At 49.9% G+C, this 13,253-nt stretch carries 11 protein-coding genes; 5 read left to right on the top strand and 6 right to left on the bottom strand.

Annotation, left to right across the window (positions count from 1 at the left end):
* Window positions 1-29 precede the first annotated feature (29 nt).
* Both ACX93W_RS07130 and ACX93W_RS07125 read left to right on the top strand, forming a co-directional pair.
* A complete protein-coding gene (locus ACX93W_RS07130) occupies window positions 30-2,057 on the top strand; it encodes a beta-galactosidase (RefSeq protein WP_459391596.1) in 2,028 nt (675 codons plus the stop codon).
* Between the two features lie 682 nt (window positions 2,058-2,739).
* Entirely contained in the window at window positions 2,740-3,618 is an 879-nt protein-coding gene (locus ACX93W_RS07125) for a sugar phosphate isomerase/epimerase family protein (protein ID WP_459391595.1), read from the top strand.
* A gap of 136 nt (window positions 3,619-3,754) precedes the next feature.
* On the opposite strand, the gene ACX93W_RS07120 is transcribed toward ACX93W_RS07125, so the two are convergent.
* A complete protein-coding gene (locus ACX93W_RS07120) occupies window positions 3,755-3,883 on the bottom strand; it encodes a hypothetical protein (RefSeq protein WP_459391594.1) in 129 nt (42 codons plus the stop codon).
* Window positions 3,884-4,097: 214 nt separating this feature from the next.
* Here ACX93W_RS07120 and ACX93W_RS07115 point away from each other — a divergent pair, with 214 nt between their 5' ends.
* Window positions 4,098-5,387: a class II aldolase/adducin family protein gene (locus ACX93W_RS07115; RefSeq protein WP_459391593.1), complete on the top strand. Its 1,290-nt coding sequence runs from the start codon at window positions 4,098-4,100 to the stop codon at window positions 5,385-5,387.
* A 131-nt stretch (window positions 5,388-5,518) separates the two neighbouring features.
* Here ACX93W_RS07115 and ACX93W_RS07110 read toward each other — a convergent pair whose 3' ends face one another.
* Both ACX93W_RS07110 and ACX93W_RS07105 read right to left on the bottom strand, forming a co-directional pair.
* Complete coding sequence (locus ACX93W_RS07110) at window positions 5,519-7,903, bottom strand: ABC transporter permease (RefSeq protein ID WP_459391592.1); 2,385 nt, start codon at window positions 7,901-7,903, stop codon at window positions 5,519-5,521.
* A complete protein-coding gene (locus ACX93W_RS07105) occupies window positions 7,900-8,706 on the bottom strand; it encodes an ABC transporter ATP-binding protein (protein WP_459391591.1) in 807 nt (268 codons plus the stop codon). The genes ACX93W_RS07110 and ACX93W_RS07105 overlap by 4 nt, the downstream gene beginning before the upstream one ends.
* Window positions 8,707-8,809: 103 nt before the next feature.
* On the opposite strand from ACX93W_RS07105, the gene ACX93W_RS07100 reads away from it, so the two are divergent.
* The gene (locus ACX93W_RS07100; RefSeq protein ID WP_459391590.1) at window positions 8,810-9,304 is read left to right on the top strand and encodes a hypothetical protein; all 495 of its coding nucleotides are present in this window, start codon (window positions 8,810-8,812) and stop codon (window positions 9,302-9,304) included.
* Here the strand turns inward: ACX93W_RS07100 and ACX93W_RS07095 are convergent.
* Complete coding sequence (locus ACX93W_RS07095; protein ID WP_459391589.1) at window positions 9,293-10,762, bottom strand: HAMP domain-containing sensor histidine kinase; 1,470 nt, start codon at window positions 10,760-10,762, stop codon at window positions 9,293-9,295. The two genes, ACX93W_RS07100 and ACX93W_RS07095, sit on opposite strands and share 12 nt — an antisense overlap.
* 12 nt (window positions 10,763-10,774) lie before the next feature.
* Window positions 10,775-11,482, bottom strand: a complete 708-nt coding sequence (locus ACX93W_RS07090; RefSeq protein ID WP_459391588.1) for a response regulator transcription factor — start codon at window positions 11,480-11,482, stop codon at window positions 10,775-10,777.
* 173 nt (window positions 11,483-11,655) lie between these two features.
* On the opposite strand from ACX93W_RS07090, the gene ACX93W_RS07085 reads away from it, so the two are divergent.
* On the top strand, window positions 11,656-11,940 hold the full coding sequence (locus tag ACX93W_RS07085) for a hypothetical protein (protein ID WP_459391587.1): 285 nt from the start codon (window positions 11,656-11,658) through the stop codon (window positions 11,938-11,940).
* A gap of 94 nt (window positions 11,941-12,034) precedes the next feature.
* On the opposite strand, the gene ACX93W_RS07080 is transcribed toward ACX93W_RS07085, so the two are convergent.
* Complete coding sequence (locus ACX93W_RS07080) at window positions 12,035-13,177, bottom strand: DUF4261 domain-containing protein (RefSeq protein ID WP_459391586.1); 1,143 nt, start codon at window positions 13,175-13,177, stop codon at window positions 12,035-12,037.
* Between the last annotated feature and the right edge of the window lie 76 nt (window positions 13,178-13,253).

Raw genomic sequence — 13,253 nt, 5'->3', positions numbered from 1 at the left:
AGTTGAATCGAAGGGAGAGTTTACAGGGAATGATCAGCAGCAAATTGCCGAAGCTTTGGTATGGAGGGGACTATAACCCCGAGCAATGGGATGCCTCTGTCATGGAGGAAGACTTGCGCATGTTCCGCCTGGCGGATATTGATGTCGCAACCGTAAATGTTTTTTCCTGGGCCAAAATACAGCCAAACGAAGATACGTACGATTTCACGGAGCTGGACAGCATCATCGACCGTCTGCAAAAGGACGGCGTTGCAATTTGCCTGGCAACGGCTACCGGGGCGCACCCTGCGTGGATGGCAAAGCGTTATCCCGACGTAACCCGGGTGGATTACGAGGGACGCAAACGCAAGTTTGGCGGACGCCATAATTCTTGTCCAAGCAGCCCTGCTTACCGCAAATATTCCGCGGCGATCGCAGGAAAGCTGGCCGAGCGCTATCATGCTCTGCCTGGCCTTGTCATTTGGCATATTTCCAATGAATACGGCGGTTATTGTTATTGCGACAATTGCGCCGATGCATTCCGTGTTTGGCTGCAAAACCGCTATGGCACGCTGGAGGCTCTGAATAAAGCCTGGTACACCAGCTTCTGGGGACATACCTTCTATGATTGGGATGAAATTGTGCCGCCAAACGCCATCAGCGAAGAGTGGAACGGCAACCGTACCAACTTCCAGAGCATTTCGCTGGATTACCGCCGTTTTCAGTCCGACAGCCTGCTGGACTGCTACAAGCTGGAGTACGACGCGATTCGCCAATATTCCAAGGATACGCCGATTACAACCAATTTGATGGGCACGTATCCGGAGCTGGACTATTTTAAATGGGCTAAAGAAATGGATATTGTGTCCTGGGACAACTATCCGTCCATCGATACGCCGGCCAGCTTTACATCCATGACGCATTCCTTGATGCGCGGGTTAAAAAGCGGTCAGCCGTTTATGCTGATGGAGCAAACACCCAGCCAGCAAAACTGGCAGCCGTACAATTCCCTCAAGCGTCCCGGCGTTATGCGCCTCTGGAGCTGGCAGGCAGTGGCTCACGGCGCGGATACTGTGATGTTCTTCCAGCTTCGCCGTTCTATCGGCGCTTGCGAAAAATACCATGGCGCGGTAATCGAGCACGTCGGCCACGAGCATACCCGCGTATTCCGCGAATGCGCCGAGCTGGGACATGAGCTTAAAGCGCTTGGCGACACGGTTCTGGATGCCCGCAGCACGGCCAAAGCCGCCATTTTGTATGACTGGGAAAACCGCTGGGCGGTTGAGCTGTCAAGCGGACCAAGCGTAGCGCTGAAGTATGTGGACGAGGTGCATCGTTACTATCGTGCCTTGTACGAGCAAAATATTTCTTGCGATCTGGTTAGCGTAGAAGAGGATTTGGAGCGCTACGATCTCGTTATTGCGCCAGTCATGTATATGATCAAACCCGGCTTTGCGGAAAAAGTGGAGGCGTTTGTGGAGCGGGGCGGCACGTTTATTACGACTTATTTCAGCGGCATCGTCAACGAAACCGATATCGTGACGACCGGCGGTTACCCGGGCAAGCTTCGCAAGGTGCTGGGCATCTGGGCGGAGGAAATCGATGCGCTGCTTCCGGGACAAACCAATGAAATCGTCGTTACAGCTCCTGGCGGAGAGCTGGAAGGAACGTATTCCGGCAGCATCCTATGCGACCTGATCCATACGGAAGGCGCTGAGGTTGTGGCGGAATACGGCAGCGATTTCTACAAGGGCATGCCGGCGTTGACCGTTAACCGCTTTGGCAAAGGCAAAGCCTGGTATGTAGCGACCAGCCCGGACGAAGCCTTCGTGAAGGCATTCCTTGGCAATGTATGCAAGGAGGCCGGCATTGGGGCGCTTCTGCCGCCGACGGCTGGCGTCGAGGTGAAGGAGCGCTACAAAGACGGCGTGACCTATCTCTTTGTCATGAACCATAATGCCGAAGAAAGCATCGTGAATCTTGGCGATGAAACGTTGAAGGACGTATTGTCTGGGGCCGCATTCAGCGGAGAATGCCGCATTCCGGCCAAAGGCGTTTATATTTTGGAGAGAAAATAAAGGGGATAACGATTGAATGGATGGCACTGTCCAAAAAGTCAAGCGGAACGAATAACGATTCAGCGGATAGGACCGGACGGGAAAGGATGACTTGAAGGCGCGATTTTTTGTGCGTATTTTCCATTTTCCCACTAAAAATAGGGCTCAACCTTTTCATACACGCCTAATGTCACTCTCGACAGCAGCCTTTTGCCAGTGTAAAGGTCATCGATGACCGTTACAACCCCATATGGATGCATTGGCTTTGGCTAACGGTCACCCGTGTCCTTTAGACGCTCAAAAGCCGCGTTTTGGGCACGAAAATGCGTTTTTACGGTCATGGATGACCGTAAAAAATGGACTTTGCATCAAAACAGGGCTGTAACGGTCATGGATGTCCATAACGTATGTAATTAACGTAACGTGGAGCCAGCTTCCGAGACGATATAAGTTGAATCATAGAAACAAGCGGTAGGGCAGAGTGTGAATGGTTCTGGAGAAAAGCATAGGCTTACGAAGTCACGTTCTTCCAGAACGTTTCAAGCGCTCGCTTGTGTTCCCGGATTTCACGATTAACCCCTAACATTCAGAGAAATCTGGGAACAACTGCGATCGGAAGAACTTTTCACATGGCGGCCCTCTTCGCTGAAATTCTTTTGTTTAACTTATATCGTATAAAAATGACCGTAACGGAGGGCTAAACATGAATCGGAATCTAAAAATCGGGCATACGGCGATAACTTGGGATGGATCCGAGCTTGAGCAAGCGATTATCGAGATTGGTTCAAGCGGCTATTGGGGTACGGAAACATTTGGATGGGAATTGGAAAATTGGGAACGAAACGGCAGGGATCTATCTCAATTACTGGATAGCCATTGTTTAAATCTTACATCGATGTATGTGCACCTCGATATCGTTAAGCCCGATAAGCGGCAAGAAGGTATACATAAGGCGATGGAATGGGTGAGCTTGTACCAAAAAATCGGAGGCAATACAGTTGTTGTGGGAGGGGCCATGCAGTCGCGCAAAGGATTTCAATTCAGCGATCACTTGCCGCATATGATCGATACTCTGAATGAAATTGGCGCTCGTATCGCGGATAAAGGAATGTATTGCTGCTTTCACCCCCATACGGATACGGCTGTTGAAACCGAAGATGAAATACATGCAATTTTTAACAAAATCGACAGTAGAGTTGTCCAGTTTGGACCCGATCTGGGTCAGATTGCAAAGGGAGGAAGCGATCCGCTTCGCCTTGTTCAAGAGTATTATGAATTGATTCGTGTTGTTCATCTTAAAGATTATATAGGCGGTCCTGTAGAAAGAGACAGGGATGGACGCGAGATCGACAAAACGGGTTTTCTTAGTTATGTACCACTTGGCATGGGCACCGTTGATATCAAGGGAGTGCTTGATTATCTGGAAAATCGCGCGTACGCGCATTCGATTTTGGTAGAGCTGGACGGCAATCAATGGAGTCCTAACCGGAAGGGCAATCCCATTATGAACCAGACGGAAGCCGTCGAAAGCAGCAAGCGTTATTTGCGGCAGCTGGGATACGATAATTTTCGCATGTCCTGAACATAAGAAGTTGAGGCTATAGGTCCGTCGCCTCTCGCGTTTGAGAGAGTGAGTCAAAAAAAGGTGAAGATCCTGCTGCTGCCGTGCAACATGTAGCGGCAGGGTCTTCTTTGCCATGCCGCGAAAACAGGTTGAGCTATAACAATGAAAGCAGCATGGCCTTTTGAATGTGCATCCGGTTCTCCGCCTGTGTATAGATAATCGAATTTGGCGATTCGATCAGCTCTTCTTCATATTCTACAGGAACTGTCGCTCCGCTAGCCAATTGGAGGAGATTCCAATGACTAATCAGTCTTGCTGCACCTCATTGCTTCACCTCATCATCCAAATAATCAAACTGTATAAAATGAATAAACATTCAACTCATTGTGATGAATTCGTTAAAAAGTGATTTTAATCGCACATTCCAACGTGAATATACGTTATAATAAAAACAAACAATCAAAAACAAATATGAACGGAAATGAGAGGCGATCATTTTGAAGCCAGAATACATGCATCCGGGGGATCAGCTCCTGTTGTTTATGGAACGGATCTACAGCTATGGCATGACCACCACCTCCGGAGGGAATTTGTCGGTCAAGGATGATAACGGTGATATCTGGATTACACCTGCCGGTATTGATAAAGGCTCGTTGACGTCGCGTGATATGGTTTGCGTGAAAGCGGACGGGACCGTGCAAGGCGTGCATCGGCCCTCCAGCGAATTTCCGTTCCACAATCTGATCTACAAGTCGCGGCCCGATCTAAAAGCCATCATTCATGCCCATCCTCCCGCGCTCGTATCCTTTAGCATTGTCAGAAGGATTCCGGATACCCGGCTACTTCCCAATGAACGACGCATTTGCGGACCAATCGGCATGGCGGAATATGCGCTTCCCGGCAGTGAAGAGCTGGGGCGCAAAATTGCCGATGTTTTTATGCAGGGTTACGATACCGTGATGCTGGAAAACCACGGCGTTGTCGTTGGCGCGGATAACCTGTTCAAAGCTTTCCAAATGTTTGAGACGCTGGATTTCTGCGCGCGGCTGGAGATTGAAGCTCGCCGGATCGGAGAACCAAAGCTGCTCGGCGACGAGGATTACGAGGTCGTGCGAAATAAAGGCGGAGTCGTATTACAAAGCTACGTGCCACAAGGCAGAACGACTGTGGAAAATGCGGCGAGAAAGGAAATGTGCAATCTGATTACGCGCTCTTACAAGCAGCAGCTGTTCACGAGCACGCAAGGCACCTTTTCGCAAAGGACGGAGGGCAATGATTTTGTCATCACGCCTTATGGGCTGGACCGCAATTATTTGGAGCCGGCGGATCTCATTACGATCAAGGACGGCAAAACGGAAGAAGGCAAGGTGCCAAGCAAATCCGTTTTCCTGCACAAAGCAATATATGAAAGCCAGCCCCATGTCAACGCGGTGCTGATTGCACACCCGCCGCATATTATGGCGTTTGCGGTGACGGAATTGGCTTTCGATTCACGAACAATTCCAGAAAGTTATATTTTGCTGCGCGGCACGCCGAAGATTCCGTTTGATTCCGTCTTTAATCAGCCGGAACAAACTGCCCGATTGATGAACATCAGCACGCCTATTGCGATTGTTGAGAACAACTGCGTCATCGTGACGGGCAAAAGCCTGCTGGAGGCGTTTGACCGCCTGGAGGTTGCGGAGTACAGCGCAAAATCCGTGCTTGCTGCCCGCTCGCTGGGCGATATCGTTCATATCGATGATTCCTGTATCCGCGACCTGGAGATTGCGTTTAATCTCCAATAATATGACAAGGGGCTGTCCGAAAAGTCAAGTGGAACGAATAACTATTCAGCAGAGAGGACCGGACGGGAACGGTTTTGCTGGATAATTATTCACCGCATCAGACTTTTAGGACAACCCCTTGCGTGCTTGCGCTATTCGATAACTAGTTCTCGCGGCGACAAAAAGTCAAGGATGCGCGAGGATAGCCAGGAGCCTGCAAAAGCGGGCAAAATGCTGAGGCTGGCCGCTACGACGATGCCTGGCCATTGCAGCACCAGCGGCAGCTCGGCAAGGCCGTAATCCAGCAGCACCAATTCCAGCAATGAGGTAAGCAGCCAGATGCCGGTAATCGCTCCGATGATGGCTCCTGCGGCAGACAAAAGTGCAATTCCGGTAGAGATGGAGAGCCGGATACTGCGGGAAGTCAAGCCGATTGTTTTATAGATGCCGTAGGTTTTCAACATCGTGCGAATGCCGATTCGGCAAATGCTGTAAACGATGATTGCGGAAACGCCCAGGAATAGCAAACCTACAAAAAACATGGGCAAAAGCAGACTGTCAACCGCTTCTTTAAAGACGGAATCCAGCAGCGATTTTTGGGTTTCAACGGTTAATTCGGTTCTGTACTGGCCCTGCAGCTCCTGAGCAACATGATCGGCTGACACGCCGTCTTTAAGCTGGATAAAGGCGGCTGCATCCGTAATTCCTGTGCTGGTTTCATGCAGCGGCAAAACATCGGAGGTAATTCTCGCCGATTGGGACCTGTTGGAGATCGCTTGATAGATGCCGCTGACTAGAAGCGATACTTTTTTGCCGCCGATGTATAATTCCATCCTGTCCCCGATGTGCAACCCACGGCTTTCAGCCACTTTGATGCCAATCGCAATTTCATTGCGATTGCCTGGATTTCTGCCCTCCAGCGTTTCAAAACCAAGCCTGTCGTAGCTTCCTTCCAGAATACTGACACTGACGCTGCCCGGCTCGCCGGAAGAAAATACGCCCGTAGCGCCGCTCACCCACCCAAAGGAGGCAATACGGTCATCTGCCTGCAGCAGAGTGTTAAAGCTATCCCTGGAAAAGGAAGAATCGTTTACGATTGCCACGGAAATATCCGCGTTATCGTATCCCCACTTGCCAGCCGTTTGATGGATTGCAAGCAAGCTCGTCACCAGTACGAAGCCAAGCGTGATGGCGGCCGACGACGTGATGGCGATTATCGCAATCAAGGCGCTGCCTCTGCGATTTTGCTTCAGATGACGAAGGCCGATTGCCGCAAAAAACGGGTACCGATCAAACCGAGGCCATGTGCCTCCGGAGGCATTCGCGGATTTGCCCGAGCGCGAGCTATCCTTTTCCGACATCCCGTAACGGATTGCCTGAGCCGGCATAATAGCAGCCGTTTTGCGAGCATATGCATAGGAGCAGCATGCTGTGAGCAGCAAAATGAGGCTTCCGACCGCAACTAGCACAAATATATCTCCCGGACCAAAGCCGTTGGTTCCGGTTTTCAGATTTGAAAGCGTCAAGTCCACAATCATCTTAGAGGTAGCGCCGCTGAGCAGCACGCCCGGCACCACGCCCAGCAGGGCAAGAAACGTATATTGAAATACATAGGTTAGAGTGGTTCCGGACGATGTCATGCCTAGCGCTTTTAAAATGCCGATTTTCCGGTATTGCGCCAGGATGGCGTCCGAGATGGTAAATCCGATTGTGACTAAAGCGATCATCAGCATGATAATGCCTAACACCATCATAATAAAACCGATCAGCTTATTCATGACGAGGTAGAAGGAAATAATCTCATCATAACTAATTTTGGACTCCAAATAAGGTTTTCCCAAGTTTGAAGCCAGCTCATCCCATAAAGAAATGTTTTGGCTGTAATCCTGATAACGAATGCCGAACATATACCGTTCATCGCCGCCCAAAGCGACAGTGTGCACCTTATAATCCTGCGGATTCATCCAGATGCGGGCTGTGGTTGAAAAAGGGGCTCCAAACGGAATATCGATGACGATAGCGGAAATCTTCAACTGGAAGCGGTCATCGCCGCTGCCAAAAGACAACGTATCGCCGATTTTAATGCCGCTTCCGTAAGCCAGGGAAGAGGGAAGCCAAACCGTCCCGGGCTGGGGAAGCTCCCGCTGTTCGCCTTGCACAAATTGGAGCTTGTCTACCCTCTGCTCTCCGGCTGGCGTATTGATCATATAGACATAGAGGTTGGAGATTGTTTCGTCTCCAAGGCTGACATTGTTGAGTGTCCGATACGGCAGCAAGGAGGAGGGTTCAGCCTCGCTGCGGCTTTGCCACCAGGAATAGATTTCATCGGGATCATGACGGCCTGAGTCCAGAATGACCATTTCATGCGGCGCGTTGGAGATGTCGAACAGATATTGAAACCGACTTTGTGACTGATTCATCAAAATAATAGAGGTTGCCGATAACCAGGTTGATAGCAATAACAACAGGACCATCAACAGGCTTTGCGCTTTTTTTCGTCTGAGCTCGCCAAGAATCAAGGTTGCAAGAGCATTCACGGGCGCCCCTCCTTGGTTGCAAAAGCAAACACGAGGTTTTCCCGTTCCTTCAAATCGCCTCCGTCGTAACGTCCAAGCTGGATATCGCCGCTCACCTTGCCGTCGGAGATGACGATAATCCGGTCACCGCGACAAGCGGCTTTAATATCATGCGTGACCATAACAATGGATTGCCCCTTATGATTAAGCTCCGTCAGCAAGTTCAAAACGGATACGCCTTGATCATAGTTCAGGCTTCCCGTAGGTTCGTCCGCGAACAGGAGCGGGGGCTTGTTGATTAAAGCTCTTGCAATTGCCGCTCGTTGCTGCTGACCGCCCGAGGTTTGCATCGGCAGTCTCCCAGCTTCCTGGGAAAGCCCCATTTGCGCTAGCAGCGCTGCTGCTTCTCGCTTGACCTCGGCTTTGGGACGTCCAGCAACGTAGCCTGGCAAAGCGACATTTTCCAGCAGAGTCAGATCGGGAATGAGGTTGATGCTTTGATAGATATAGCCCATTTCCTTGGCGCGGAATTTCGCAAGCTCTCTCTGCGGCAAGGCGTGGATATCCTTATCCTTGAATCGGACATGCCCCGCTGTTGCCCCTTCAAGACCGCTTAGCAGATAAAGCAGACTGGATTTTCCCGAACCGGAATTGCCCATAATGACCGTAAATTCGCCTTCGATAATGTTTACATTTACGTTTCTTACAGCATGATGCTGCTGGCTGCCGGAGGAATAAGTTTTGCAAAGCCCGTCGGCAGTCAATATGGCCGATGGCGGGTTGGCGGATTTTGGAGTTAGCGTTAATTTTTGAACGAATGACATCTAAAAACCCTCCTTCATGGTCGATATAAATGAGTATAGAGAGCAGATGTATATAAAAGCTTATCAAATTATGAATAAATCCTTACAGAGGAGCGGGATACGCATGGAGATGATTCCAATAGAAGCGATACAGGCCGCAAGGCGAGTGATCGAACAAGATGAGAATGACAACTTTCTGTTAGTCATTAAGCCCCCCGCCAGCCAAGAAGCATTACCGGATCTTCAAAGTATTCGGGAGACGCTTCGGTCCTATATGGAATATATAAAAGTCGCGAACGGACTTTCACTTGGCGGCATTGTCCTGTTTCCGTTTCAGGAATTAAAGGAACTGCAGAGTTTATTAAACTTTTTGCCGAAATGGGAGGAGGACTGGTTTCTAATCGGAAAAATCATGTCAGAGCCCGTTGGCATTCAATTGAGCGATGGCGGGGTGTATTGGTTTTCGGAAATACCGTTTGACGACCAAGGCGTTTACTTAGGGTCTTTTGCCAGCTTTTTAAGTCAATACGTTTTTGGCGAAAAATATAAGAAGCTTGCCCCCTGGTATGAAGAGGAGGAGTGGCATGATGTCTTGATCAAAATCGGATTATCCACTTAACGGCAAGGTGAAGGTAAAGGCGGTGCCTTTGCCTTTTTCGCTGCGGAAACCGATCGTACCGCCATGCTCCTCGATGATATGCTTGCAAATGGACAGTCCTAATCCATTGCCTGCGCCGGAAGCCAAATCTTCGCCCCGGGCCGCGCTTCCCTGATAATATCTGTGGAAAAGGAAGGGCATATCTTCCGGTGAAATGCCTTGGCCCGTATCCGATACCGTAGTAACCAGCTTGCCTTCATCCACTTCGATATCGATCGCTATGGTGCCGCCGCGTTCGGTATGCTTGATGGCATTGGCGATTAAATTGCCCATCACCTGCTCCAAACGCACGGCATCGCCGTGTATCAACACATCGGGAACCGAAGACGGCGGGCGAAAAAGGATGCCATGCGCCATAACAAACCGGGCGGCCGACTCCGCCATATCCTGAAGCAGCTCTCGGCTGTATATTTCCTCAGGCTTAACCGATATTTGACCCAGCTCGCTCATGGCATGCAGCATCAGATCTTCGATCAAAGCGGACATTTTGCGCGTATGAACATCCATAACTTCGATGTATTCCACAACGGGGGCTGACAACGAGGCTGCATCCACGCGCATAAGCTCCGTATAGGCTCTGGCAACCGCTAACGGAGTTTTCAAGTCATGGGAGATGTTGGTCACCAGCTCCTTTTGCGCTTGCTCCTGCCTTAACCTTGATTCATGCAAATAACGGATTTCCGCCCTCATTTGATCAAAAACGCTATACAGCTCCCCAATTTCATCATCCCGGTCATGGATTGCATTTCCGTCGTAATTGCCGCGAAGGATGGTTTCGGAATGGTCGCGCAACGTCAAAACCGGCTTCAGAATATGAGTTTTCATCTTTTTTGCCGACAAAAATAACAGAGCAATCAATCCGATCATTCCACAGCCAATTAACCACAGCGGCATAGAGCTGGCGCTGGAATGATTCCATTCCTTCACTTTTTCGGATGGCACATAGAACAAGGCGTTGCCCGTCTGCATACCGGAATTGACGCTTACGACGGGAAAAGCGATTGTGTAGATGCCGCCTTCTGTATGCTGAAGCCGATAGTGTAAATCAGCGGTCATGTCAAGCCTGGACGGTTCTGCTCTGCGAGATGAACTACCTGTCGCCCACTGCGATGCATCATTAGAGTCAAAATAAACGATTCCGTCCAGGGATGCCGCTTTTAGCTGCACTCCCGTTTCATCCGCCATGGAACGAAGCCGGTCAGCTTGCGGGGCAAAAGAGGCGGGTTCATCGCCAAAATCCTCTAGCAACACCATCATTTCGCTGGTTTGCACCGTAATGCTGTTGACAATTGCCGCACTTTTTTCAAGGGCGTCTGCATTTTTTAAATGTGCATATAACGCAACGCTCCCCGCGGCGATCAAAAAAAGACAAAGCGATGCCAGCAGCAAAATTGACTTTATCCCTTGTTTCAACAGCATAAAACAATCCTCCTACCCTTCGCCCGTGCTGAATTTGTATCCGACACCCCAAACCGTAATGAGATAAACCGGATTGGAAGGATCGGACTCCAGCTTTTCCCGCAGTCTGCGAATGTACACCGTAACCGTATTTTCATCGCCAAGGCTTTCCAGGCCCCATACGGCATCCAGCAAACGGCTTTTGGAAAAAACCTGATTGCTGTGGGAAGCCAAATGATACAATAGCTCAAATTCCTTGGCGGACAGCGCTAATTCGCTCCCGCTTATAATGGCAGTATACTGCTTGCGGTTCATGACTAAAGGTCCGGCGTTAATGGCTTCTGCGTCCATTTTACGGGATGTGATCTGACCATCGTACCGACGGAAATAAGCCGCGATCCGCGCAGCCAATTCCGCCAGCTCAAACGGCTTGGTCATATAATCGTCCGCGCCAAACCCCAGACCTAATACCTTGTCGGTGCTGCTGCCGCGGGCGCTTAGAATCAGCACTGGCACATCACTGGTTTCACGGATGCGGCGGCAAACCTCAATACCGTCCAGATCGGGAAGGCCGATATCCAGAATGATATAGTGGGGCTGCCAGGAAGCCAGCTCAAGCAGTCCCTGTACGGCGGTATTCGCCGCTTTTGTTTCATAGCCTTGCTTATCCAGATAAAGGGATATAATTCGCGACATATCCCGTTCGTCTTCAATAATCAAAATCTTTTTTTGTGGTTTCATGATATGTTCTCCCGCTCCGAATTACGTAATTATGTCAAGTATAACAGAATGGAAGACTTTTTCTGAAGATTTTCTCATGGTTTGCGGAGTTTCATTACTGTTTACCGGGGTTAAGTAGTCATAGGCGGCCATACAACAAAAAACAAAACCTTAACTTTCAGGAGGAAACAAAAATGAAAAAGAAATTCAAGACGCAAGGAATGACAAAACTTCTGCTTACCGCTACATTGTGCGCCGCGCTGATTTTTGGCGCAGCAGCTTGCAACAATACAAACGGCAATGCCGGCGGAGCTACCAATACGGAAGGGTCCAGCAACGTTGAAGGTGACATGAATTCCGGCGGAAACAACGATGCTGGCGCAGGAGCAGACGTGGAAGGCGATGGAGCTCCGGCTGTAACGGACGAGATGACAGACCCGACCATGCCGGCTGAAGGCGAAGACGCTGTAAGCGAATAAATCCATGGTAAACAGACATTAAAATACGAATGTTTGGAAAAGGGCCAGTCGTTACTGCAGCATGCTGCGGAAACGGCTGGCTTTTTCGGCGTAATCAGTCAAACTGAATCTTTAACGTGTCTCCGCCAATGTTAACGCCTTCCGAGCGGGTGATCGCGAGTTTTTGCTCTTCGGAGAAACCAATCGTTTCGCCATGGCGCAGCTTAACATCGTATTCTACGACATAACCCGAGATATCGATCAGAAACTCACGCAGCTCGGACGGCGAAGCAGGGCTGTCCAATACCTCGATTTCATCCTTGCCAAACGATTTTAAACCAAGCGTATAGCCGCTGACGCCGTTCTCCGAACGAACAAGGCCGAAGTAGACCAGATTGAGCAGGGGGAATAAGTCCTCCTCTTTCATCGCTTCTGTAACATCCTGATAAAATTCCGGCTGGAACACGGTTCCGGAGGAATAAAGGCCGATTGCGTTCTGGAGCCGCAGACAGCTTGAAGCCAGCTTCACATAAGCGGAGCCGCTCTCTGTAGGAGAGCTTTCTCGCGGCAGGGCGGCAACAATAAGGTGGGCAACATGAGTTTTGGCAACCTCCTCCGCTTCCGGCCACAAATAGTTGCTGCCGGCGTTATGCACCGCCTCGTTATCAGGTACGGGAGCGGGAATATAGCTGATCGCCAGCATGCAGCCCTCTGCTTCAAATACAAGAGGCGAAGGACCGTCGCTTTCGTCACGTTCCTCGTCGCCATCCTGTTCCGTAACGGCAAAGCCCCAGTCCTGTTGAAGCCTTTCTTTTAATCCTTCCCGGTCAAATTCCAGAGTGTTCAGCAGCACAAAACCGTTAAAAATGCCGCCGGATTCATTTTCCCCGTCTTCGTCTCCAACAGCTTCATTCCCGGCCGCACTTTCGTATTCCGCAGCTCGCTGCATCCAATATTCCCGGATCATCTCAACCATTTTTGTTGCGTCCTCAACTGCCGTAGCGGGGTTGTACGGCAACATTTCACTAAAGATATGCCCGCAATGCTCCCTGTCTTCCGGAGATTCATAACCTCCGCATACGCCCAGGAGCCAAGCGCCAAGCATTTTTTTCTTATATTTAAATAGATAATATTTCATATCGTGGAGCATAAACTCGCCAGCATGCTCGATTTTGTGAGGTTTTCGCCCGAGCTCTTTCTCATGGGACAGCCAGTCTGTCATGGCCTCCAGCGCCGTTTGTTGTTGATTCGTCGTCATTTTGTACACTCCTTCAGGAATTTTAATTACTAAATTGTATTATTATACCAGCCAAATTTCGACAATGACAATAGTC

This window comes from Paenibacillus sp. CAU 1782, assembly GCF_054551715.1.
Note: the sequence above shows the minus strand (reverse complement) of the source record. Positions and strands in the feature narration are given on the sequence as shown.

What these genes read in the sequence shown, in the direction of transcription:
- ACX93W_RS07130 (WP_459391596.1), top strand. Translation starts at nt 30, where the DNA reads ATGATCAGCAGCAAATTGCCGAAGCTTTGGTATGGAGGGGACTATAAC.
- ACX93W_RS07125 (WP_459391595.1), top strand. Translation starts at nt 2,740, where the DNA reads ATGAATCGGAATCTAAAAATCGGGCATACGGCGATAACTTGGGATGGA.
- ACX93W_RS07105 (WP_459391591.1), bottom strand. Translation starts at nt 8,706, where the DNA reads ATGTCATTCGTTCAAAAATTAACGCTAACTCCAAAATCCGCCAACCCG.
- ACX93W_RS07100 (WP_459391590.1), top strand. Translation starts at nt 8,810, where the DNA reads ATGGAGATGATTCCAATAGAAGCGATACAGGCCGCAAGGCGAGTGATC.
- ACX93W_RS07095 (WP_459391589.1), bottom strand. Translation starts at nt 10,762, where the DNA reads ATGCTGTTGAAACAAGGGATAAAGTCAATTTTGCTGCTGGCATCGCTT.
- ACX93W_RS07090 (WP_459391588.1), bottom strand. Translation starts at nt 11,482, where the DNA reads ATGAAACCACAAAAAAAGATTTTGATTATTGAAGACGAACGGGATATG.
- ACX93W_RS07085 (WP_459391587.1), top strand. Translation starts at nt 11,656, where the DNA reads ATGAAAAAGAAATTCAAGACGCAAGGAATGACAAAACTTCTGCTTACC.
- ACX93W_RS07080 (WP_459391586.1), bottom strand. Translation starts at nt 13,177, where the DNA reads ATGACGACGAATCAACAACAAACGGCGCTGGAGGCCATGACAGACTGG.